At 71.8% G+C, this 20,418-nt stretch carries 23 protein-coding genes; 11 read left to right on the top strand and 12 right to left on the bottom strand.

Annotation, left to right across the window (positions count from 1 at the left end; all coding sequences use genetic code 11):
- Position 1 precedes the first annotated feature (1 nt).
- The 6 genes from AB0M54_RS33335 to AB0M54_RS33310 all read left to right on the top strand — a co-directional run bounded on the left by AB0M54_RS33335 (position 2) and on the right by AB0M54_RS33310 (position 5,062).
- Positions 2 to 904: a sugar ABC transporter permease gene (locus tag AB0M54_RS33335; RefSeq protein ID WP_364475702.1), complete on the top strand. Its 903-nt coding sequence runs from the start codon at positions 2 to 4 to the stop codon at positions 902 to 904.
- A complete protein-coding gene (locus tag AB0M54_RS33330) occupies positions 897 to 1,706 on the top strand; it encodes a carbohydrate ABC transporter permease (RefSeq protein WP_364328729.1) in 810 nt (269 codons plus the stop codon). Before AB0M54_RS33335 ends, AB0M54_RS33330 begins: the two co-directional genes overlap by 8 nt.
- 4 nt (positions 1,707 to 1,710) lie before the next feature.
- Positions 1,711 to 3,009, top strand: a complete 1,299-nt coding sequence (locus AB0M54_RS33325) for a DUF4832 domain-containing protein (protein WP_364475700.1) — start codon at positions 1,711 to 1,713, stop codon at positions 3,007 to 3,009.
- An 87-nt stretch (positions 3,010 to 3,096) separates the two neighbouring features.
- Positions 3,097 to 3,219, top strand: coding sequence for a hypothetical protein (locus tag AB0M54_RS33320; protein WP_364328723.1), 123 nt, complete (start codon positions 3,097 to 3,099; stop codon positions 3,217 to 3,219).
- Between the two features lie 417 nt (positions 3,220 to 3,636).
- Complete coding sequence (locus tag AB0M54_RS33315; protein WP_364475698.1) at positions 3,637 to 4,155, top strand: sigma-70 family RNA polymerase sigma factor; 519 nt, start codon at positions 3,637 to 3,639, stop codon at positions 4,153 to 4,155.
- Positions 4,145 to 5,062: a hypothetical protein gene (locus AB0M54_RS33310; RefSeq protein WP_364475696.1), complete on the top strand. Its 918-nt coding sequence runs from the start codon at positions 4,145 to 4,147 to the stop codon at positions 5,060 to 5,062. Before AB0M54_RS33315 ends, AB0M54_RS33310 begins: the two co-directional genes overlap by 11 nt.
- Positions 5,063 to 5,066: 4 nt before the next feature.
- Here the strand turns inward: AB0M54_RS33310 and AB0M54_RS33305 are convergent, their stop codons facing one another.
- The gene (locus AB0M54_RS33305) at positions 5,067 to 5,672 is read right to left on the bottom strand and encodes a TetR family transcriptional regulator (RefSeq protein WP_364328711.1); all 606 of its coding nucleotides are present in this window, start codon (positions 5,670 to 5,672) and stop codon (positions 5,067 to 5,069) included.
- Positions 5,673 to 5,730: 58 nt separating this feature from the next.
- On the opposite strand from AB0M54_RS33305, the gene AB0M54_RS33300 reads away from it, so the two are divergent.
- On the top strand, positions 5,731 to 6,582 hold the full coding sequence (locus AB0M54_RS33300) for a TIGR03560 family F420-dependent LLM class oxidoreductase (RefSeq protein ID WP_364475694.1): 852 nt from the start codon (positions 5,731 to 5,733) through the stop codon (positions 6,580 to 6,582).
- A gap of 261 nt (positions 6,583 to 6,843) precedes the next feature.
- On the opposite strand, the gene AB0M54_RS33295 is transcribed toward AB0M54_RS33300, so the two are convergent.
- Positions 6,844 to 7,206 carry a YchJ family metal-binding protein gene (locus AB0M54_RS33295; protein ID WP_364328705.1) on the bottom strand — a complete coding sequence of 121 codons (363 nt, stop codon included), beginning with the start codon at positions 7,204 to 7,206 and terminating at the stop codon, positions 6,844 to 6,846.
- Between the two features lie 23 nt (positions 7,207 to 7,229).
- Here AB0M54_RS33295 and AB0M54_RS33290 point away from each other — a divergent pair, with 23 nt between their 5' ends.
- A complete protein-coding gene (locus AB0M54_RS33290; RefSeq protein WP_364328702.1) occupies positions 7,230 to 8,024 on the top strand; it encodes an SDR family oxidoreductase in 795 nt (264 codons plus the stop codon).
- Positions 8,021 to 8,512 (top strand): DinB family protein, encoded by a 492-nt coding sequence (locus AB0M54_RS33285; protein WP_364475692.1) that lies wholly within the window; start codon positions 8,021 to 8,023, stop codon positions 8,510 to 8,512. Before AB0M54_RS33290 ends, AB0M54_RS33285 begins: the two co-directional genes overlap by 4 nt.
- Here AB0M54_RS33285 and AB0M54_RS33280 read toward each other — a convergent pair.
- Positions 8,475 to 9,716, bottom strand: a complete 1,242-nt coding sequence (locus AB0M54_RS33280; protein ID WP_364475690.1) for an MFS transporter — start codon at positions 9,714 to 9,716, stop codon at positions 8,475 to 8,477. The two genes, AB0M54_RS33285 and AB0M54_RS33280, sit on opposite strands and share 38 nt — an antisense overlap.
- Before the next feature lie 42 nt (positions 9,717 to 9,758).
- Between AB0M54_RS33280 and AB0M54_RS33275 the strand changes: the two genes are divergently transcribed.
- Positions 9,759 to 10,814, top strand: coding sequence for a serine hydrolase (locus tag AB0M54_RS33275; RefSeq protein ID WP_364328693.1), 1,056 nt, complete (start codon positions 9,759 to 9,761; stop codon positions 10,812 to 10,814).
- On the opposite strand, the gene AB0M54_RS33270 is transcribed toward AB0M54_RS33275, so the two are convergent.
- The 9 genes from AB0M54_RS33270 to AB0M54_RS33230 form a co-directional block, all read right to left on the bottom strand.
- Positions 10,803 to 11,510 carry a hypothetical protein gene (locus tag AB0M54_RS33270; RefSeq protein ID WP_364475688.1) on the bottom strand — a complete coding sequence of 236 codons (708 nt, stop codon included), beginning with the start codon at positions 11,508 to 11,510 and terminating at the stop codon, positions 10,803 to 10,805. The genes AB0M54_RS33275 and AB0M54_RS33270 overlap by 12 nt on opposite strands.
- A gap of 56 nt (positions 11,511 to 11,566) precedes the next feature.
- Complete coding sequence (locus tag AB0M54_RS33265; RefSeq protein ID WP_364328687.1) at positions 11,567 to 13,750, bottom strand: MMPL family transporter; 2,184 nt, start codon at positions 13,748 to 13,750, stop codon at positions 11,567 to 11,569.
- A gap of 1 nt (position 13,751) precedes the next feature.
- The gene (locus AB0M54_RS33260) at positions 13,752 to 14,303 is read right to left on the bottom strand and encodes a helix-turn-helix domain-containing protein (protein WP_364328684.1); all 552 of its coding nucleotides are present in this window, start codon (positions 14,301 to 14,303) and stop codon (positions 13,752 to 13,754) included.
- Between the two features lie 122 nt (positions 14,304 to 14,425).
- On the bottom strand, positions 14,426 to 15,013 hold the full coding sequence (locus tag AB0M54_RS33255) for a hypothetical protein (protein WP_364475686.1): 588 nt from the start codon (positions 15,011 to 15,013) through the stop codon (positions 14,426 to 14,428).
- Between the two features lie 10 nt (positions 15,014 to 15,023).
- On the bottom strand, positions 15,024 to 16,208 hold the full coding sequence (locus AB0M54_RS33250) for an ABC transporter permease (protein ID WP_364328678.1): 1,185 nt from the start codon (positions 16,206 to 16,208) through the stop codon (positions 15,024 to 15,026).
- Positions 16,205 to 16,921, bottom strand: a complete 717-nt coding sequence (locus tag AB0M54_RS33245; RefSeq protein ID WP_364328676.1) for an ABC transporter ATP-binding protein — start codon at positions 16,919 to 16,921, stop codon at positions 16,205 to 16,207. The genes AB0M54_RS33250 and AB0M54_RS33245 overlap by 4 nt, the downstream gene beginning before the upstream one ends.
- Positions 16,918 to 18,165 carry an efflux RND transporter periplasmic adaptor subunit gene (locus AB0M54_RS33240; protein WP_364475684.1) on the bottom strand — a complete coding sequence of 416 codons (1,248 nt, stop codon included), beginning with the start codon at positions 18,163 to 18,165 and terminating at the stop codon, positions 16,918 to 16,920. The genes AB0M54_RS33245 and AB0M54_RS33240 overlap by 4 nt, the downstream gene beginning before the upstream one ends.
- A gap of 23 nt (positions 18,166 to 18,188) precedes the next feature.
- Complete coding sequence (locus AB0M54_RS33235) at positions 18,189 to 18,962, bottom strand: response regulator transcription factor (RefSeq protein ID WP_364328670.1); 774 nt, start codon at positions 18,960 to 18,962, stop codon at positions 18,189 to 18,191.
- 60 nt (positions 18,963 to 19,022) lie between these two features.
- Positions 19,023 to 20,201 (bottom strand): HlyD family efflux transporter periplasmic adaptor subunit, encoded by a 1,179-nt coding sequence (locus AB0M54_RS33230; protein WP_364475682.1) that lies wholly within the window; start codon positions 20,199 to 20,201, stop codon positions 19,023 to 19,025.
- A 38-nt stretch (positions 20,202 to 20,239) separates the two neighbouring features.
- On the opposite strand from AB0M54_RS33230, the gene AB0M54_RS33225 reads away from it, so the two are divergent.
- Positions 20,240 to 20,418, top strand: a 179-nt coding sequence (locus AB0M54_RS33225) for a thiamine pyrophosphate-dependent enzyme (protein ID WP_364475827.1), incomplete at its 3' end; no start/stop codon positions are given.

Genomic DNA, 20,418 nt, shown 5'->3' with positions numbered 1-20,418 from the left:
GGTGGCACGTCGCAAGGACCGGGTGTCCGAGGCGCTGTGGGCGTACGCGTTGATCGCGCCCACGGCCCTCGGGCTCGGGGTCTTCTACCTGTGGCCGGTGCTGCAGACCGCCTACTTCTCGTTCACCGAGTGGGGCGCGTTCGGCGGCCACGAGTGGTCCGGGCTCGACAACTACGTGCGGCTGGCCGGCGACCCGGAACTTGGCCGGGCGCTGGTCAACACCTTCACGTACACCGCCCTGGGTCTGCTCTCGATCCCGCTCGCGATGGTGTGCGCGGCGCTGCTCAACCGGAAGATGTGGGGGGTCGGCGTCTACCGCACCCTGTTCTTCCTGCCGTACGTGACCATGCCGGTGGCCGTGGCGATGGTCTGGCGCTGGCTCTACAACGGCGACTACGGCCTGATCAACTACGGGTTGTCGCTGGTCGGCGTGGATGGGCCGAACTGGATCGCCGACCCTGACACCGCCCTCTACGCGCTGGTCGTGATCGGGGTCTGGAGCAGCATCGGCTACAACATGATCATCCTGCTGGCCGGCATGCAGTCCATCCCGGCCGACTACTACGAGGCCGCCTCGCTGGACGGCGCCGGCCCGGTCCGGCAGTTCTTCCGGATCACCCTGCCGCTGCTGTCGCCGACCGCGTTCTTCGTCTCGGTGATCTCGGTGATCGGGTCGCTGCAGCTCTTCGACCTGGTCTTCGTCATCGCCGGCTCGGGCGCGTCGGCGCGGGCCAACCCGGCCTTCCCCCGCCTGCAGACGGTGGTCCAGCTCTTCTACGACCGGGCCTTCGTGACCAACGACCGGGGGTACGCGGCCGCGATCGTGATGCTGCTCCTGCTGATCATCGTGATCCTGACCGCGGTGCAGTTCCGCCTCCAGCGCCGGTGGGTGCACTATGCCTAGGCGCGCCCTGCTGCACACCGTGCTGATCGCGGCGTCGCTGGCCATGGTCGTGCCGTTCGTCTGGCAGATCATCACGTCGCTCAAGACGCTGTCCGCCGCCACGGCCGTGCCACCCTCGCTGCTGCCGGAGGGACACTGGGCCAACTACGGGCGGGTCTTCGACCTGTTGCCGTTCGGGACCCAGTTCCTCAACACGGTGATCATGGCGCTGGCGCGTACCCTCGGACAGGTTCTGTTCTGTTCGATGGCGGCCTACGCCTTCGCGCGGCTGCGTTTCCCCGGCAAGCGCGTGCTGTTCGCGGTCATCCTCAGCGTGCTGATGGTGCCGCCGCAGCTGTTCATCATCCCGCAGTACCAGATCATGTCCGATCTCGGCTGGCTCAACAGTCTCCAGGCGCTGATCGTGCCCGGCCTGTTCAGCGCGTTCGGCGTGTTCCTGCTGCGGCAGTTCTTCCTCAGCCTGCCGGTCGAGCTGGAGGAGGCGGCCCGCATCGACGGCGCCGGGCCGTTGCGCATCTACTGGTCGATCGTCCTCCCGCTGGCCCGGCCGGGGCTGGTCGCGCTGGCCGTACTCACGCTTCTCTGGTCCTGGAACGACCTTTTCTGGCCGCTGGTGGTGAACAGCGATCCGTCGACGATGACGCTGTCGGCCGGGCTCGCGTCACTCCAGGGCCAGTACCAGACCGACTACCCCGTGCTGATGGCCGGCTCGCTGCTCGCGTCGCTGCCGGTCATCGTCGTTTTCGTGTTCCTGCAACGGCAGTTCATCCAGGGCATCGCACAGACCGGAATAAAGGGGTGAGGCAATGAAGATCATCGCCACTGTCGCTCTACTCGCGTCTCTGCTCACCGGATCGTCGTTATGCTCCAACGTCTCCTACCCACCGTCGACCGAGGTCTTCGCCAATCCCGAGCGGGGCTTCTACCACCACACCGGTGACTGCGACTCGTCCACCTTCGACGAGGCGACGCTGCGGTCCTACCGGACGTCCCAGTCCATCTCCCTGGTGATGTGCATCTTCTACCTGCGTTCCTACCGCACCTCACCGATCGCGCCGGCGGCCCTGGCGCACCTCCAGTCGCAGCTGGACACCGTTCGCCGGGCCGGCCTGAAGGTCGTCCTCCGGTTCGCGTACACCGACTCGGACGACGCCGACGCGACCCCCGCGCAGGTGTCGTCGCACCTCGACCAGCTCGCGCCCTACCTGCGGAACAACGCCGACGTGATCTCGGTCGTGCAGGCCGGCATGATCGGCACCTGGGGCGAGTGGTGGGACACCCGGAACTTCGGCGACGAGGGCGTGATCAACGAGCAGAACTGGCGGGACCGGAAGGCGGTCACCGACAAGCTGCTGAGCGTGGTCCCCTCGTCGAGGGCCATCCAGCTGCGCACCCCCAAGTTCAAGCGCACGATGTACGGAACCTCGACCACGGTGCCGCGGATCGGCCACCACAACGACTGCTTCCTGGCCAGCCCCGACGACTTCGGCACCTACGAGAACCCGTCGGTCGAATACCCGTACCTCCAGCAGGACACGCTCCGGGTGCCGATGGGCGGCGAGACCTGCGTGGTCAACCCGCCGCGCTCCCAGTGCCCGACGGCGACGGCCGAGCTGGCCGGCTTCCACTGGTCGTACCTGAACACCGACTACAACCGGGACGTCCTCAACACCTGGACCTCCTGCATCACCGATGTCACCCGGAAACTCGGCTACCGCCTGGCGCTGACCTCGGGCACCTACCCCGCCTCGGCCACCCGCGGCGGCGCCTTGCCGGTCACCATCGGCGTCCGCAACGAGGGCTACGCCGCGCCGTACAACCCGCGCAACGTGAAACTGGTGCTGCGCAACGCGTCCAGTGGGGCGCTGACCCGGCTGGCCCTCTCCTCGGACCCGCGAACCTGGGCGGCCGGCGCCACGGCGTCGATCAACCAGTCGGTGACCGTTCCCTCGTCCCTGCCGACCGGTCAGTACCAGCTGTACCTGGAACTGCCCGACCCGCTGCTGGCCACCCGGCCGGAGTACTCGATCCGCCTCGCCAACCAGGGCACCTGGGACGCGAGCACCGGCCTGAACAACCTGAACGCCACGGTCACCATCCGGTAACACTCTTCTGGTGACGCCGGGTGATGCAACCCACCTGCGCCGGGGCCGCGACCCGTTCGCTGCCCCGGCGCGGCCAGAATTTCCGCCATGACCGTGATCAGCACGTGGCGCGCATCGGACCCGGCGCCGACCCGCCTGTCCGTGGCCCGCGAGCTGGTGACCGTCTGGACCGTGCACGTCCAGCGCTCGCTGCGCCTGATCCTGTCGTAGCTGCCGCTTCCGGCCGCGATCTTCGCGATTGGCGCCTTCAAGGCCAAGATCAAGTTCAAAGGGCTTTGTTTCCCGCGTTCGTCGGGGTACGGATCGTATGCTCCCGCGGGCTACGGGCTGGGGCCCATCGGAGATGGCCCGAGCCCTTCCGGGTCCGTGCGCGCAAGCCCAAAATCGGCGAGCCGAGGGGCTCGTCGTGGCCGACGGGTCTCTCAGTGGCGGCGTTTCCGCTGTTCAACGCGATTGAGGGCAGTCCTCGGCGGCCCCGGTGACCGTGGAGCTCGGGATCGCGGTGAGGCGGGTGGGCGTACTCGGCGAACGCCGGAGGCGCGGACGCCCGAATAGGTGGTTCGTGAAAAGGTGCAGCAAACCGCCGGGGTGGCCCGTTAGCTGAAGAGGCGAGCGGGGGGAGCGGGGATGCGGGACAGCGAGGCCTTCGACGAGTTCTACCGGGACACCTCCGCGCGCATGGTGCGGTACGGGTACGCGATGGTCGGGGATCTCGGCGATGCGCAGGACGTGGTGCAGGAGGCGTACACCCGGGCCTGGCGGCACTGGCGGACGGTGGCCGATCATCCGGCGCCCGAGGCCTGGGTGCGGCTGACGGTCAACCGGCTGGCCACCGATCGGTGGCGCAGGCTGAGCGGGTGGCGGGCGGCTCTGATCCGTACCGGACCGCCTGAACCCGCGGCCCCACCGGGCGAAACGTCCGTACTCCTCGGCTCTGCCCTGCGCAAGCTCCCGATGAACCTGCGGCAGGCCCTGGTCCTCTTCTACCTGTACGACATGCCGGTGAACGACATCGCCGCCGAGACCGGGGTGGCGGTCGGCACCGTCACCTCGTGGCTGCGCCGCGGGCGGCTGGAGCTCGCCGCGATCCTGGCGCCGGGCCCGGCGCACGAGAAGACGCTTCTGGAGGCGCACGATGTCGAATGATCTGGAGCGCGCCTTCGCCTCCCTGTCCGCGGACGCCGACCGGGCCCAGCTCGCGCCGGCGCGGGCCGTCCGCCGCCGCGGCGACCGGCAGACCCTGTCCCGGGCCGTGGCCGGCGCGGCCGCCGTGATCGTGCTGGTCACCGGCGTGACCGTCGGCGCCCGGATGGTGCTCGCCGGCCCCGACCGGGACGAACCACCACCGGTGCCCGCGGCCAGCCCGACCCTGACGTCGCCATCACCGTCGCCCTCCCCGTCCCCGTCCGCCGTGGCGCCGGCGAGATCGACCCCGTCGACCACGTCGAAGTCATCGCCGCCACCGGAAACGCCCGAGACGCCCGAGATCCCGTCGTCGATCCCCGCGCGCGCCTTCCTCCAGGCGTCGGACGCTCCCGGCGAGGGCGGCACCCCCGAGCGCCAGGGCGCCGGCGATCACGACCTGCCGGAATTCTGCGGGAACGGGTACGAGCAGCGAGGCGACCTCGGCATCCGGGCCACCCAGCTGATGTACTACCGATCCGCCGACGCGCCGCCCGACTCGACCCCGAAGTCGGCCGTCTTCGAGGACATCATGGTCTTCCGCGGGGACGGCGCCGAGCAGTTCATGGACGACCTCCGCGCGGCCGTCCGCGACTGCCCGTCCCCGAAGAACGACAAGAACGTGTCGCGTGGCCCGCTCGGCGCGGGCGACGAGTCGCTGCTGATCGAACGGAACCACCCGGCCATGACCGACGAGGGCGTCCCGGCGGGCGACGGCTCGCTGCACCGCGTCTACTTCAGCGCCATCCGGGTCGGCGACGCGGTCGCCGTGGTCAGCGACACCGGCTGGGAATCGGGCTCGGCCGACCGCGCCGACACCGAACACCTGGCCGCCCGCGCCGCCACCCGCCTCGAGAACTGGCGCAAGTAGAGCGTCAGCGCGCGCCGAAACCGGTGGACAGCAGGTCGAAGGCTCGGGCGGCCTGCTCGTGGGCGGTCGCGGCCAGGTTGCCCGGTTCGCCGTCGGCGGCCAGCTCGCGGGTCAGCCGGATCTGGGCCGCGTGCAGGGCCGCGATCGCGCCGGCCATCACCTGGGCCTCGAAGGTGCCGCCCAGCTCGGCGGTCAGCGCGGCGGCGATGCGGTCGAGGGCGAGGCGCTCCCGGGCCCGCAGGGTGGGGCTGCCGGCGATCACCCGGCCGATCGTCCGGGCCCGGTCGCGCGCGGTCGTGTCGCCGGCGTCGATCGCCTCGAGCCAGCGGTTGCCGTGGAGCAGCTCGCGGCGGCACGCGGTGAGGACCGGCTCGCCGGGCGGTCGATCATGGACGGCCGCCACCAGACGGTCGCCGAAGTCGTCGAGCCCGGCGAAGAACAGGTCTTCCTTGGCCGGGAAGTAGTTGAACACCGTCGCCTCGGACACCTCCGCGGCGCGGGCCACCTCGGCCACCCGGACGGCGTCGAAGCCGCGCTCGGCGAACAGCCGGTTCGCCGACTCGCTGATCAGCTGTCGGGTGCGCTCCTTCTTCAGCTCCCGCAATCCCACTGGCCAATCTTAGCAGGGTCGCTCTAAAGTTAGGGTGACTCTAGGATTGGAGCGGGGCATGCGAGTGAGCCTGGGCGTCACCAATTTCACCTGGCCGGCCGTCAACGAGCTGGACGCGATCGCGCGGCAGGCGGACGAGGGCGGTCTCGACACGCTCTGGGTCGCCGACCACCTGGTGCAGGCCGAACCCGGCACCGAGCCGACCGACCCGATGCTCGAGGCGTATGCGACGCTCGGTCACCTCACCGCGATCACCGAGCGGATCCGCCTGGGCGCGATGGTCACCGCGGTGTCATTCCGCCCGCCGGCACTGTTGGTGAAGGCGGTCACGACCATCGACGTGCTCTCCAGCGGCCGGGCCTGGCTGGGGCTGGGCGCGGGCTACCACCAGGGCGAGGCGACCATGATGGGCCTGCCGTTGCCGGCCACGGCGGAGCGTTTCGAGCAGGTCGAGGAGACCGTCCGGCTCGCCCTCCAGATGTGGTCCGGCAACGACCAACCCTTCACGGGTACGCACGTCAGCGCCCAGAATCCGATCGGCCGCCCGTTGCCGGCGACCCGCCCCCATCCGCCCATCCTGATCGGCGGCGCCGGCGAACAGAAGACCCTGCGCCTGGTGGCCCGCTACGCCCAGGCCTGCAACATCTTCGACATCCCCGACGGCGGCCGCACGGTGCGCCACAAGCTCGACGTCCTGGCCCGCCACTGCGACACCGAGAACCGCGACCCGGCCGAGATCGACAAGACCATCAGCACCCGAGTCCTTCCCACCGCCACCATCGACGACATCACCGCCCAGCTCACCCGCCTCACCGACCTGGGCCTGGACCACGCCGTGGTCATCACTTCCGGCCCCTGGCAGCGCACGACCCTCAACACCTTGATCAAGGCCACCACCCGCGTCGCCTGACCTCGCCACCACCCGCGTCGCCGACAGCGCCGTCACGCGGGTCGTCTGACCGCGGCGCCATGCGCGTTGCCCGACGGCTCGGTCGCCGGGGCCGCGGCGGGTGGCTGGCTGGAGTGACCGGTCACGCGAAAGGCGCGTTCACGGCCGTGCCTGGCCGGCCGGCCGCGGGGTGCCACGTCGGATCGGTGTTGCGGTTGGGGTGTTGGTCGCTCGTACCTGAGCATGAAGTTGACTTTGATCTGGCCGGACGTTGACTTTGATCTAGAGGGCCCCCCAATAGACCCACTTGGAGTCGTGGCGGAGGAAGCGGCTGCGTTCCTGGACGCGGGCGCGGCGGCCGGCGGTGAGGTAGCGGGCCACGAACTCGACCTCGCCCTCGGTGTCGAGCAGGCCGCCGCGGGCCGCGAGCACCGTCAAACCCGTCCATTGCGTGCCGGGGTCGGGCTCGATGGTGGCCGGGCGGGTGTCCGGATGCCAGGTGCTGAGCAGGTAGTCGGGGCGGTTCATGGCGAACGCTGTGTAGCGGGAGCGCATCAGGGATTCGGCTGTGGGCGGGGCGGTGCCGTTGTGGGCAGGGCCGCAGCATTCGGCGTAGGGGAGGCCCAGGCCGCAGGGACACGTCATGGCAATCACCCTATGCTGCCGGGATGAGTCGAACGGCGTTGGTGACCGGAGCATCGTCGGGGATCGGGCGGGCGACCGCGGCGGCGCTGGTGGCGCGGGGGTACCGGGTGCTCGGCACCAGCCGTGACCCGGAGGCGGCGCCGGCGGTCGACGGGGTCGAGTTCGTGGCCCTCGACCTCAACGACGACGCGTCGATCGATCGGCTCGGGCCCACCCTCGCCGGCGTCGACGTGCTGATCAACAACGCGGGCGAGAGCCAGTCGGGGCCGCTGGAGGATCTGCCGGGGGACGCGGTGCGGCGGCTGTTCCAGACGAACGTGTTCGGGGCGGTGCGGCTCACCCAGCTCGCGCTGCCGGGGATGCGGGCGCGGGGGTACGGGCGGGTCGTCATGGTCGGGTCGATGGTGGCCTCGTTCCCGATCGCCTACCGGTCGTCCTATGTCGCGTCGAAGGCCGCCATCCGCGGGTTCGCCACGGCCGCGCGGTACGAGCTGACGCCGTTCGGGGTGTGGCTGACCACGGTCGAGCCGGGCTCGATCCGGACCGGCATCAGCGAACGCCGCACCACCTACGTGGCCGAGGACTCGGTGCACGCCAAGGACTTCGCGACCGTGTTGTCCGCCCTCAACAGCAACGAGCGCGGGGGTACGCCGGTCGGCCGGGTCGTGCGTACGATCATCGCCGCCGTCGAGGCGGAGCGGCCGCGGCCGTTCTACGCGGTCGGGAGCGGGGCGCCGCTGGTGTTCGCGCTGCGAAGACTGATCACCCGGCGTGCGGCCGAGCGCATGATCCAACGCCGGTACGGGATCAGGCGATGACCAGGGGAGATCAGCGGCCGCCCGCGGTGGACACCGGTGAGAAGGCCACGCTGGTCGCGTTTCTCGACTACGTGCGCGAGGCGGTGATCGCCAAGACGGCCGGGGTCTCCGACGAGGTGGCGCGGCGGCCGGCCGTGGGGTCGGGCACCAGCCTGCTGTGGCTGCTCCGGCATCTGGCCCGGGCGGAACACCGGTGGTTCGTCTGGTACTACGCCGGCTCGGAGGTGTGGCGTGGACCGGAGGCGGACGCCGTCGAGGACGCGGACACCCTCGAAGGGCTGGTCGCCGCCTACCGGGCCAAGACGGCCGAGACGAACGCGATCGTCGAGGCGGCCGACCTCGACGCGGTGGGGTCGCGGGTGCTGGAGGAGGGCGTACGGCCGCCGACGATGCGCTGGGTGCTGATCCACATGATCGAGGAGACGGCGCGGCACGCGGGGCACGCCGACATCATTCGCGAGCAGGCGGACGGTACGGTCGGCCGCTGAGCAGCACGGCCGCGAGCACCCCGCACAGGGCCGCGGTCACGCCGGACGCCCGGGCCGTCCAGGCGATCGACGTCGCCGCGGCCAGGGCGGGACCGGCCAGGGCGCCGAACAGCGTCGCCGCGGCCTCGGCCGTGAACATCGCGGCGCTGGTGCGGCCCAGCACCTCGGCCGGCGTCACGCGCTGCATCGTCGTCTGGGTCGCGCCCAGCGTGATCGACCCGGTCAGTCCGATCGCGACCGCCGCCACCAGGGCCGGCGGCAGCGAGCGCGACGAGAACAGGGCCACGAAACCCAGGCCGGTCGCGGCGAGCGATGCGCCCAGCAGGTGGCCGGGGCGCAGGCGGTCGACCAGCGCCCGCATGACCGGCGCGCCGATCAGGAAACCCACGCCCAGGGCCGAGATCACCAGGCCGATCTGGGCGCTTCCGCCGAGCACGGTCATGCCGTACGGGATGAGCAGCGCCGACAAGCACGCGTTGGCGGCCAGGAACACCGTGCTGACCAGCAGCAGCGCCCGGACGACGGGCGAGCGACGGATAAACGCCAGGCCGGCACGGATCCTCGGCCTGGTCGCCGACGGGACCGCGGCCCGCCGCGACGTGCACAGGATCAGGATCGCCGACACCACGTAGGTGCCCGCGTCGACGATGACCAGGGGCGCGAAGCCGGCCACGGCGAACAGCGCGCCACCCAGCGGCGCCGCGATCAGGCGGACCGCGCCGTCGGTCACCCCGTTCAAGGCGTTGGCGCTGCTCAGGGCGCTGCCGGTGCCGACCACGGCGGGGGTGTGGGCCTGGGCCGCGGGGTTGAAGAGGACCGCGCCGACGTTCTCGACGATGAGGGCGGCGTACACCAGCCAGACGGTTCCGGGGGAGTCGACCAGGAGCAGCATGGCCACGGCGGCGGCGCGGAGCAGGTCGGCGGCGATCATGACGCGGCGGCGGTCCCAGCGGTCGGCGAGGACGCCGGCGATCGGGCCGAGCAGCAGCGGCGGGAGGAACTCGGCGGCCAGGGTGAGCCCGGTCGCGGCCACCGAGCCGGTCAGCTCGAAGACGTAGGCCGGCGCGGCGACCACCAGCAACCACGTGCCGAGCTGGCTGATCAGCCGGGCCGGCCAGAGCAGCCGGAAATCTCTTACGCGCAAGGCTTCCCACACCGCGACCATCTTGCGCGAACCGGACGGCCGGGACCACGCGTATTCCACAGCAGAGATCGGGCGCGCCCCCGAACGAAACCGGGGACCGACATGACCATCACCAGTGCTCCGCCGTACACCACTGTCCAGAGCCCGCCGTCGTGGTGGGAGCGGCAGACCGACCGCGTCATGCGACGACCGCTCAACGAGTGGACCTTCACCCACATGAACTGGCTGCTGCCGACCGCCCGCGTGGCGCGCGGATCGGTCTGCCGGCCGCTGCGTTGCGAGAAGCGCCCGCTCGACCTGGCCGGCTTCCACCGGCGTACGCACACCACCGCGTTCGTGGTGCTGCACCGAGGGCGGATCGTGCACGAGAGCTACCCGGGCGTGTTCGCCGGGCGGCGTACCCGGATGCAGGTCTTCTCGCTCTCGAAGTCGATCACCTCGATCCTGGTCGGCGCGGCGCTGGCCGACGGCCTGATCGGGAGCGTCGGCGACACGGTGACCGACTACCGGCCCGACTTCCACGGCTCCGGCTACGACGGGGTGACGATCGCCGACCTGCTCGACATGCGCAGCGGCGTCGGTGACGAGGAGATCTGGGGTACGGACACCGCGATCCGCCGCTTCGAACGGGCCGTGCTCAACGGTGGCGACGTGACCGCGATCGTGCGGTCGGCGCCCCGGCTGTCGGTGCCCGGCGCGCGGTTCAACTACTCGACGTTCGACGCGCAGGTGCTCGGCTGGGTGCTGGAGGCGGCGACACAGGAGCCGATCGCGGCGTACGCGTCACGACGGCTGTGGCAGCCGATGGGCGCCGAGTCGGACGCCTACTACGGTCTCTCGCGCTCGAAGCCGCGCACCGCGATCAGCGCCGGCGGCCTCAACGCGACCGCCCGCGACCTGGCCCGGGTCGGGCAGCTGATGATCGAGGAACCGGGCCTGCTCGCCCCGGCCTCGGCCGCTGCGGGCTACTCGAACCAGTGGTGGACGCTGGAGGACGGCCGCTTCACCGGCATCGGCGTGCACGGCCAGTACCTCTTCGTCGACCCGGCGGCAGAGGTGGTGATCGTGAAGACGAGCGCCTGGCCGGTCGAGGAGGACGAGGCGCTGGAACAGGAGTCGATCACCACCCTGACGGCGGTGGCCCGTTCATTGAGTTAACGGACCATCGTCCGGATGCGGGTCACGCAGGCCTTGTCCGCGGTGGCGAAAGACCTGCCGAGGGTGGCCTGCGCGGCCTGGTCGACCGGCGGTCCGCGCGGCCTTCTCCGCCTCGGGCAGGATCTGCTTGACGTGCGCGGCCTCGCCGGGCGATCCGGCCAGCACGACCCGGTCGCCGGTGGCGAAGGCCAGGGGTACGCGGTCCCACGGCACCGGCTGGGTGTCGAAGCGGCCGTCCTTCTCGGCGACCTTCGACACCTGGAGCCCGTTCCCGCCCGGGACCATCTCCATCCGGTAGTGGACGACGGGCCGGCCGGCGCCCGGCGGGCAGGTCCGCTTCGCGGGGCAGTAGGCCAGGTCGACGTCGAAGGCGACCGAGGCGGCGGTCGCGTCCACCGCTCCCAGGTTCGGCACGAACTCCACCTCGGACACGCCGAGCTTCTGCAGGTTCTGGAAGGTCGCCCCGTAGCGGATGAGGATCGTCTCGTCGACCGGCGCGAGCCAGCCGGCCTCGTTCTTGTCGCGGTAGGCGGCGGCCTGCGCGTCGAACACCGCCCGGATCTGATCGGCCACCGTGACCGGGGTCGGCTCCGTCGCGGCCGGGCCCGGCCGGAGGAACCAGATGACGCCGGCGGCGGCGAGGATGACCAGGGTCAGCAGTCCACTGAGGAGGATGACAGGACGGGAGGGGGGCACGGCGGAGATTAAAGCAGGATGGGGTGCGGCCCGGGAGCCACACCCCATCCGGTGGATCAGACCCGGGCCGGTTCCGGCGACGTGTCGGCGGTCGGCGGGGCGTCGATCTGCTTGCGCAGCTTCTCGCCCTCGATGTCGACGTCGGGCAGGATCCGGTTCAGCCAGGCCGGGATCCACCAGGCGCCGCGGCCCAGCAGGGACAGCACGGCCGGCACGATGGTCATGCGGACGACGAAGGCGTCGATCGCCACGCCGATGGCCAGGGCGAAGCCCATCGACTTGATGACCGGGTCCTCGATCAGCACGAAGCCGGCGAAGACGCTGGTCATGATCAGCGCCGCCGCGGTCACCACCCGGGCGCCGTGGCCGGTGCCGCCGACCACCGCGTGGTACGGGGTCTCGCCGTGCACGAAGTCCTCGCGCATCCGCGACACCAGGAACACCTCGTAGTCCATGGCCAGGCCGAACAGGATGCCGATGAGCAGGATCGGCAGGAAGCTGACCAGCGGGCCGGGGGTCTCCAGGCCGACCAGGCCGGCCAGGTGGCCCTGCTGGAAGATGAACACCGTGATGCCGAAGGTGGCGCCGACGGTGAGCAGGAAGCCCAGCGCGGCCTTGATCGGCACCAGGATCGACCGGAAGACCAGCATCAGCAGCAGCACCGACAGGCCGACCACGAGCAGCAGGTAGATCGGCATCGCGTCGGACAGCTTCTCGGACACGTCGATGCCGATCGCGGTCTGGCCGGTCACCGACACGTCCGCGCCGCCGAGGTTGTGCGTGCGGTCGCGTACCTCATGAACCAGATCCTCGGTGCTCACCGAGGTCGGGCCGTCCTTGGGGATCAGTCCGATGACCATGGTCTTCTTGTCGCCGCTCGGGTTGGGCGGCGTGATGAACAGCAGGTTCGGCGTGCCCTGGAGCTTCTCATTGACCTCTCCGGCGGCCGCGGCGGTGGTCTCCGGCGAGTCGCTCGACACGACCAGCGCCAGCCGGCCGTTGAAGCCCGGCCCGAAGGTGCTGGTGACCAGGTCGGCGGCCAGCCGCGCGGGCGAGCCCTCGGCGCTCGACCCGGGCGCGGGCAGCGCGAGGCGCATGTCCGGCGCGGGCAGCGTCAGCGCGCCGAGGCCGAGGATGCCGACCAGGATGACGGGTACGCGGAGCTTGATGACCAGCCGCGCCCAGCGGAAGCCGAAACCCTCGGTGACCGGGGCCGACGCCGGGTCGCTCCGCAGCTTGCGGGGCAGGATGCGCAGCCCCGCGAAGCCGAGCAGGGCGGGCAGCAGGGTGAGGGCCACCAGCACCGCCACCGCGACCGTGCCGGCGGCGGCCAGACCCATCACCGTGAGGAACGGGATGTTGACCACGGACAGCCCGGCCAGCGCGATGATGACCGTGACCCCGGCGAACAGCACGGCCGACCCGGCGGTGCCGACCGCACGCCCGGCGGCCTCCTCCGGGTCCAGCCCCTCGACCAGGTTCTGCCGATGGCGGGACGTGATGAACAGCGAGTAGTCGATGCCGACGGCCAGGCCGAGCATCAGCGCCAGCACCGGCGCGGTGCTGGTCAGCTCGATCACGTCGCTCAGGGCGAACAGCCCGGCCATGCCCGCGCCCACGCCGATCAGCGCGTTCAGCATGGTCATCCCGGCCGCGACCAGCGAGCCGAGGGTCACCAGCAGGACGATCAGCGCGATCACCACGCCGATGGCCTCGGTGCCGCCGACCTCGGGCGGGGCGCTGAGCACCTCGCCGCCGTGCTCGACCCGCAGGCCGGCCTGCTCGGCGGCCTTACCGCTGGCCAGGTACGCGTCCTTCTGCTCCTGGGTGATCGTGTCCGCGCGCTCCTTGAACTGCACGTTGATCATCGCGGTGCGGACGTCGGGGGTGATCGCCTTGGCCTGGAAGGGGTCGACCGCGGCGAGCACGCCGGGCAGCCCGTTGGCCTCCTTGACCAGGCCCATGACCGCGTTGGCGACCGTCGGCTGCTGGAGCGTCTGGCCCGCCGGGGCCTGCACCACGATCACGCCGGTGGCCCCACTGGCCTCGGGGAACTCGTGCTGGAGGGCGTCGATCGCGCGCTGCGACTCGGTGCCCGGCATGGTGAAGTTGTTGCCGGTCTCGCCGCGCAGGGTCAGCGCCCCGGCGCCCAGGGCGACCAGAACGACGAGCCACAGCAGGCCCACCGCGGTGCGATGGCGGAACGAGGCCCGGCCGAGCCGGTAGAGAAGGGTTGCCATCTCAATCCTTGTCGTGGTGAGGGGTGGTGATCAGCGCGCGCCGTGCGACGCGCAGGAGTGCGGGACGCAGCTCGGCGGCGTCCCATTTGTCGTCGATGGCGACGTTGACGATCCCGTGCATCACGGTCTGGGCGGCGATGATCTCGGCGGGATCGCCGGAGCGGGCGGTGACCGCGGCGCACAGCTTGTCGGCGTGCTGGAGGACGCCGTAGAAGGCCGGCTCACTGTGGAACTGGGGCACGACCTCGTAGACCAGGGCGGCCTCGCGCCGGTAGTGCAGCACGAGGTCGACGAAGCGCTCGATGGCCAGCGCCTGGGCGGTCTCGTCGTCCCGGTCGTCGAGGTCGGCGAGCAGGTCGGCCAGCGCGGTCTCGGCCGTCGAGACCAGGGCGAGCAGGATCTGCTCCTTGCCGGCGAAGTGGTAGAGCAGCGCGGCCTTGGAGCAGCCCACCTCGACGGCGATGTCCTGCAGCGACGTCCCCTTGAACCCGACGCGGGCGAACTGGTCACCCGCGACCCGGAGGATCTCGTCGCGCGTGCTGACGCGAACCATGCGCCCTATGGTGCCTGACCGATCGGACAGTCTCTGACCGATCGGTCAGGAAAGTGGCTCAGGTAACAGCCCGGGTGGTGCCTATACGCGCTCAGAGCAGCTCTGAGCGCGTATAGGGACCACTACTGCGTGGTGACGGTGGTGGCCGTGACGGCGTCCTCGCCTGCGGCGGCGCCCTGCACGGAGACCTTGGCGCCGGCTTTGATGTCGCTGAGCTTGGCCGGGGCCGAGGTACGGACGGAGGTGTCCGTTCCGGTCTTCACGGTGATCACCGTGCCGTCCGCCGTCTCGACGTAGATCGTGGCGCCCTGCACGAGCTTGACCGTGCCCGTGGTCGCCCTCCCGGCCGCCGGCGCGGTGGCGGCGCCGCCTTGCGGGGTGCCGCCTTGTGGGATGCCGCCTTGTGGTGTGCCGGTTCCGCCGGCGCCCCGCTGGCCGTAGCCACCGGCCGCGAATCCGCCGGCCGGGAAGTTGGCGCCGCCGGGGAAACCGGCCGTGGCCCGCTGCCCCGATCCGGTCTTCTGCTCGGTCAGCACGCCACCCAGGAAGCCGCCCGCGACCAGCGCCAGCGCGATCAGCGGGATGGTCGCCCGGTTGCGCCAGCGCCGCGGGGCGGCCTGGGCCAGCTCGGCGGCCAGCCCGTCCTGCGGCGGCTCGTCGTCGGCCACCGGGATGGTCACGGTGTCCTCGGGGGAAGGGGAGGCAGTCACGGGCGGGTCCTCATTCGTAGCGCAGGGCGTCGATGGGGCGGAGGCGGGCGGCGCGGGCCGCGGGCAGGCCGCCGAAGAACAGGCCGATGGCGATCGAGACGCCCAGGGCCAGCGCGACCGAGCTGGGTACGATCACCGGGCGTACGCCGACGATCTCGAACCGGCTGCCGATCAGCGCGGCCAGCACGCCCAGCGCGCCCCCGATCACGCTCAACAGCGTGGCCTCGATCAGGAACTGGGTCAGCACGGTCCGCCGGGGCGCGCCGAGCGCCTTGCGGATGCCGATCTCGCGGGTCCGCTCGGTCACCGTGACCAGCATGATGTTGGTGATCCCGATGCCGCCGACGAGCAGGCTGATCGCGGCCACCGCCCCGAGCAGCGCGGTGAACGTGTCGGCCGTCTCGGTCTGCGTCTCCAGCAGCTGGGAGGCGTTCTGGATGCGGTAGGGGGCCGTGTCGCCGGCCGTGACACCGAGGCGCTGGTCGAGGATGGACGACACCTGGGACTGCACCGCGCTGACCCGGCCGGGCGACGACGCCTCGACCAGGATCGAGTTCAGCGCGCCGTACCCGGTGAGGACCTGACGCACCGCCGAGAGCGGGGCGACCGCGGTGTCGTTGCTGTCCTGGAAGCCGGTCGAGCTCTTCCCGGCGAGCACCCCGACCACGGTGAACAGCGCCCCGCCCACGGTGACCTGCTGGTCGATCGGGTCGACGCCGGGGAACAGCTCCTCGGCCACGGTCTGCCCGATGACGACCACCCGGCGGCCCTGCGCCTCGTCGTCGGCGGTGAAGGCGGCGCCCCGGCCGACCGGGGTGTTGGACGCCGCGAACCAGCCGGGCGTGGTGCCGACGAAGCTGTTCACGTCGTGGTCGCTGCCGTCGTAGGTGAGCGTCGCGGCCGCGCTGACCACCGGCGACACCGAGGCCACGTCGGGCGCCAGCGTCCTGTCGTCGAGGGCCTCGGCCACCGGCAGGGTGAGCGTGGCGCTGCGACCGGCGCCGAGCACGGTCACCGTGTTGGTGCCGAGCGCCTCGATCCGGGAGGCGACCGCCTGGGCCGAGCCGTTGCCCACCGCGACCAGCAGGATCACCGCCGCCACGCCGATCAGGATGCCCAGCATGGTGAGCGCCGAGCGCAGCTTGTTGGCCGACAGCCCGCGCAACGCGAACCGGATGACCTCCGCGACGCTCATGCGCTGTGCCGGCCCGTGAGATGAGGCTCTTGGCGTACGTCGGAAACGATCTGACCGTCGACCAGGCGGATCAGGCGGCCCGCCCGGTCGCCCACCTCGCGCTCGTGAGTGATCAGCACGATGGTTCGCCCGGCCGCGCTGAGCTGGTCGAACACGTCGAGGATGTCCTCGGTGGAGCGGCTGTCGAGGTTGCCGGTGGGCTCGTCGGCGAGCAGCAGCGCCGGCTCGGTGACCAGCGCGCGGGCCACCGCGACCCGCTGCTGCTGGCCGCCGGAGAGCTGGTTGGGCTCGTGCCCGGCCCGGTCGGCCAGGCCGACCAGGTCCAGCGCGTCGAGGGCGCGGCGCCGGCGGGTCCTGGCCTTCATCCCGGCGTACGCCAGCGGCAGCTCCACATTGGCCAGCGCCGTGGTCCGCGGGATCAGGTTGAAGGCCTGGAACACGAAGCCGATCAGCCGGTTCCGGGCCAGCGCGAGCTGCCGGTCGGCGAGCCGGCTGACGTCCACCCCGTCCAGCCGGTAGCTGCCCGAGGTGGGCACGTCGAGCGCGCCCAGGATGTTCATCAGCGTGGACTTGCCGGAGCCGGACGAGCCCATGATCGCGAGGTATTCGCCCCGGGGCACGACCAGCGTGACGCCGCGCAGGGCGTGCACCGCGGTCGGGCCCTCGCCGTAGGTCTTGCGCAGGTCACGGATGCTGAGGACGGGCCGGCTCATCGTCCACCCCGGTTCTGCCCGCCGCCGGCCGGGATGCCGCCGCCCGGTGCGCCGCCCGCCGGGCCGCCGCCTCCGGTCAGCCCGCCCAGCCCGCCGCCGCCCCGGAACTGGCCGCCGTTCTGCTGCGTACCCGTCGTGGTGGTCTCGCGCAGGACCACCCGCTCGCCGGCGGCGAGCCCCGAGGTGATCTGGGTGGCCGAGTCGCCCTCCAGGCCGATCTCGACCGGCCGGACCTCCTGGGCGGCGCCGTTGAGAACCGTCACCGTGTGTCGCCGCCCGGCCGTGGTGACCGCCTGCGAGACCACGAAGACCGCGTCGTCGACCTCGCCGGTCACCACCGCCACCGACACCGTCTGGCCGGGCTTGGCGCCGGTCGGCACCTTGTCCAGGGTGAGCGTCACGCCGTAGGTGACCGAGGAGCCCTCACTCTGGCCGGACGAGGTGCCCGACGACGACGAGGTGGCCTGGGGATCGATCGCGGCGACCTTGGCGCCCTCCTGCACGCCGTCGAGGGCGTTCCAGGTGACCGTGGCCGCCTGCTTGGCCTTGAGCGTGGTCGCGTCGGCCTCGGCGAACTGGGCGGTCACCGACAGCCTGGTGAGGTCGGCGATGTCGATGAAGCCGGTGCTGTCGGTGGTGGTGGTGGTGGTGGTGGTCGTCGAGGCCGGCTGCTGGGCGCCGCCCTGGCTGTTCGACGAGCCGGTGGCCGCACTGCCCAGCGTGCCGTTGACCGCGACCACGGTGCCGGCCATCGGCGCGGTCAGCACGGTGCCGTCGACGCCGGCCTCGGCCTCGTCGACCGCGAGCCGGGCCTGTTCGACGTCGTTCTCGGCGCCGGACGTGTCGGAGCCGGCGTCCTGCGCCCGGTCCAGCGCGTCCTCGGCCGCGTCCAGGTCGGCCCGCGCGGTGTTCAGCGTCCGTTCCGCGGCGGCCGGGTCCACCTTGGCCAGCCGCTGGCCCTTGGTGACCCGGTCACCGACCTTCACCGAGATCGCGGTGACCGTGCCACCGGTGGTGAACGTGGCGTTCGCCGTGCTCGCGGCGGCCACCGAGCCGTCGGCGGTCACGGTCTTGGTGACGGTTCCCTGTTGCGCGGCCACGGCCCGGACGGACGAGCCCGCGGCCTGCGCGGTCGACGGTCCCGCCAGGACCCGGTAGATCGCGTAGCCGCCACCGGCCAGCAGCAGCACCAGCGCGATGTTGACGAGCACGGAGGGGTGGCGGAGCCGCGACAGGAAGGGCACGCGCCCACTGTGGAGATCGCGGCTCAAGAGAACCTCGGAGTGGCCTCGGAGTCGACTCGCGGGCGGCGCAGCGTGTACCCGACGCCGCGGACCGTGTGCAGCAGCGGCGGGCCGACCGTGTCGATCTTGCGGCGCAGGTAGTAGACGTACGACTCGACGATGCGCCCGTCGCCACCGAAGTCGTACTTCCACACCCGGTCCAGGATCTGCGCCTTGCTGACCACCCGGCCGGCGTTGCAGAGCAGGTAGTGCAGCAGGTTGAACTCGGTGGGGGAGAGGTCGACCAGGCGGCCGGCCCGGCGCACCTCGTGCGCGTCCTCGTCCAGCTCCAGGTCGGCGTAGCGCAACGTGGCCCCGGTCGGCGGGGCGGCCGGGCCGGGCAGGCTCCGGCGCAGGATGGCCCGGATCCGCAGCACCACCTCCTCGATGCTGAACGGCTTGGTGACGTAGTCGTCGGCGCCGGCGGCCAGCCCGGCCACCCGGTCCTCGACCGTGTTCCGGGCGGTCAGCACCAGCACCGGGACGGTCTGGCCGCCGGCCCGCAGCCGCCGCGCGACCTCCAGCCCGTCGCCGTCCGGCAGCACCACCTCGAGCACGATCAGGTCGGGCTCGAACTCGTCGATGGTGGTGAGCGCGGCCTGTCCGGACGTCACCACCCGGACGTCGTAGGCGACCAGCCGCAGCGTGGCGGAGAGCAAGCCGGACGCGGCGGCGTCGTCGTCGACGACGAGGACCCGTCCGGCGCGCGGCGGCGGGTCGGCGAGAAGGGCGGTCGAGGCGCTGCTGTCGGGAAGCACCCGGAAGAAGTATCAACGCTTCCTTTGAATTCGCCATGAATGTCGTAGGAGCGCGCTGAATTACCAGGAACGGCTGACCACGTCACCCTCGGTGAGACCCGAGGTGATCTCGGTGTACGCGTCACCGCGCAGCCCGACACCGACCGCGACCCGGGCGCCGCCGCGCAGCACGGTCCCCCGGTCGCCGGCCACGTCGTGCACCGCGGTGCTGGGCACCCGCAACGCGTCATCGGCCGAGCCGGTGGTCACCCGCAGCGCCGCCCGCCGGCCGATGAGCAGGTCGGCCGGCGCCTTCTCGAAGGCGAGCACGACGCCGTAGCGGACCATCGTGCCGTCGTCCGTACCCACCGGATCCACCTGGACCACCGTGGCCGCCGCCTCCTCGGACGGCCCGGCCAGGGTCACCGTGGCCCGCTGCTTCACCGCGAGCCGGCCGGCGTCGGCCTCGGGGAAGTCGGCGCTGATCTCCATCGTGGCCCCGGCCAGCGAGATGAAGGGGGAACCGGCCCGCACGCCGCTGCCGACCCGGCCGGCAACGCTCAGCACGCGGCCGGCCATCGGGGCGGTGATCGTGGTCCCGTCCAGCGCGTCCTCGGCGTCGGCCAGGGTCTTCTCGGCCTGGTGGAGGCGCTGCTGGGCGCTGAAGATCTGGTCGCCGCCCTGGGTCCCGCCGCCCTGGCTGGTCCGCTGCGTCCCGCAGGTCGGGGCCGGCGTGGTTGCGGACGGCCGCGGTTGTTGCGTCGCGCCGCCGCTGGTGGGGCGCGTGCTCGCGGAGGCGGACGGGCGGGGCGAGGACGACGGCGAGGCGGAGGTCGGCGCGGGGGCGGCGGCCGCGACGTCGCAAGCGGTCGTGGCGGCGCTCTTCGTGGCCGCCGCACGGGCCGCGGTCAGCGCGTCCTCGGCCGAGTCGACGTTGTCACGGGCGGTGTCGACGGCCTCGGCCGCGGAGTCGTCGCCGATCGACGCGAGCACCTGGCCGGCCGTCACCACGGTGCCGGCGCTGACCTTGACGCTCTCCACGGTGCCGGCGGCGGTGAACGACAGGCTGCGGGTCTGCGCGGGCTGGACCGTCCCGGTGGTGGCGACCTGGGCCGTGACCGCACCCCGGTCGGCCGTCGCGGTGGCGGGGGCGGCCGCCGGCTCGGCGTCGCCGGCGAGCAGCGCGCGTACGCCGAAAGCAGCGCCGGCCAGCACCACCAGGCCGGCCACCGCCCAGGGGATCCACCGGCCGAGTCGCATGGGAGCCAAGTCTGGCCGCCGGTCCTCGCCGCCGCCTCGTGCTCACCTCGGAACTACCTCGGAGCCCTCTCAGGCGGCTCCCAGCATCATCCGACGCTCCCCGGAGGTCGGTCGTCTTCGCTGAGCTCGCCACCTGCGCGCTGGAGGGCATCCCGGTCAAGATCGCCATCATCAACAACGGCAACCTGGGCATGGTCCGGCAGTGGCAGACCCTGTT

Origin of the sequence: Actinoplanes sp. NPDC051470 (assembly GCF_040682035.1) — a bacterium.
GTDB lineage: Bacteria > Actinomycetota > Actinomycetes > Mycobacteriales > Micromonosporaceae > Actinoplanes.
Note: the sequence above shows the minus strand (reverse complement) of the source record. Positions and strands in the feature narration are given on the sequence as shown.

What these genes read in the sequence shown, in the direction of transcription:
- AB0M54_RS33330 (WP_364328729.1), top strand. Translation starts at nt 897, where the DNA reads ATGCCTAGGCGCGCCCTGCTGCACACCGTGCTGATCGCGGCGTCGCTG.
- AB0M54_RS33285 (WP_364475692.1), top strand. Translation starts at nt 8,021, where the DNA reads ATGACCAGGGGAGATCAGCGGCCGCCCGCGGTGGACACCGGTGAGAAG.
- AB0M54_RS33300 (WP_364475694.1), top strand. Translation starts at nt 5,731, where the DNA reads ATGCGAGTGAGCCTGGGCGTCACCAATTTCACCTGGCCGGCCGTCAAC.
- AB0M54_RS33310 (WP_364475696.1), top strand. Translation starts at nt 4,145, where the DNA reads ATGTCGAATGATCTGGAGCGCGCCTTCGCCTCCCTGTCCGCGGACGCC.
- AB0M54_RS33275 (WP_364328693.1), top strand. Translation starts at nt 9,759, where the DNA reads ATGACCATCACCAGTGCTCCGCCGTACACCACTGTCCAGAGCCCGCCG.
- AB0M54_RS33315 (WP_364475698.1), top strand. Translation starts at nt 3,637, where the DNA reads ATGCGGGACAGCGAGGCCTTCGACGAGTTCTACCGGGACACCTCCGCG.
- AB0M54_RS33260 (WP_364328684.1), bottom strand. Translation starts at nt 14,303, where the DNA reads ATGGTTCGCGTCAGCACGCGCGACGAGATCCTCCGGGTCGCGGGTGAC.
- AB0M54_RS33250 (WP_364328678.1), bottom strand. Translation starts at nt 16,208, where the DNA reads ATGAGCGTCGCGGAGGTCATCCGGTTCGCGTTGCGCGGGCTGTCGGCC.
- AB0M54_RS33265 (WP_364328687.1), bottom strand. Translation starts at nt 13,750, where the DNA reads ATGGCAACCCTTCTCTACCGGCTCGGCCGGGCCTCGTTCCGCCATCGC.
- AB0M54_RS33230 (WP_364475682.1), bottom strand. Translation starts at nt 20,201, where the DNA reads ATGCGACTCGGCCGGTGGATCCCCTGGGCGGTGGCCGGCCTGGTGGTG.
- AB0M54_RS33290 (WP_364328702.1), top strand. Translation starts at nt 7,230, where the DNA reads ATGAGTCGAACGGCGTTGGTGACCGGAGCATCGTCGGGGATCGGGCGG.
- AB0M54_RS33245 (WP_364328676.1), bottom strand. Translation starts at nt 16,921, where the DNA reads ATGAGCCGGCCCGTCCTCAGCATCCGTGACCTGCGCAAGACCTACGGC.
- AB0M54_RS33320 (WP_364328723.1), top strand. Translation starts at nt 3,097, where the DNA reads ATGACCGTGATCAGCACGTGGCGCGCATCGGACCCGGCGCCGACCCGC.
- AB0M54_RS33295 (WP_364328705.1), bottom strand. Translation starts at nt 7,206, where the DNA reads ATGACGTGTCCCTGCGGCCTGGGCCTCCCCTACGCCGAATGCTGCGGC.
- AB0M54_RS33325 (WP_364475700.1), top strand. Translation starts at nt 1,711, where the DNA reads ATGAAGATCATCGCCACTGTCGCTCTACTCGCGTCTCTGCTCACCGGA.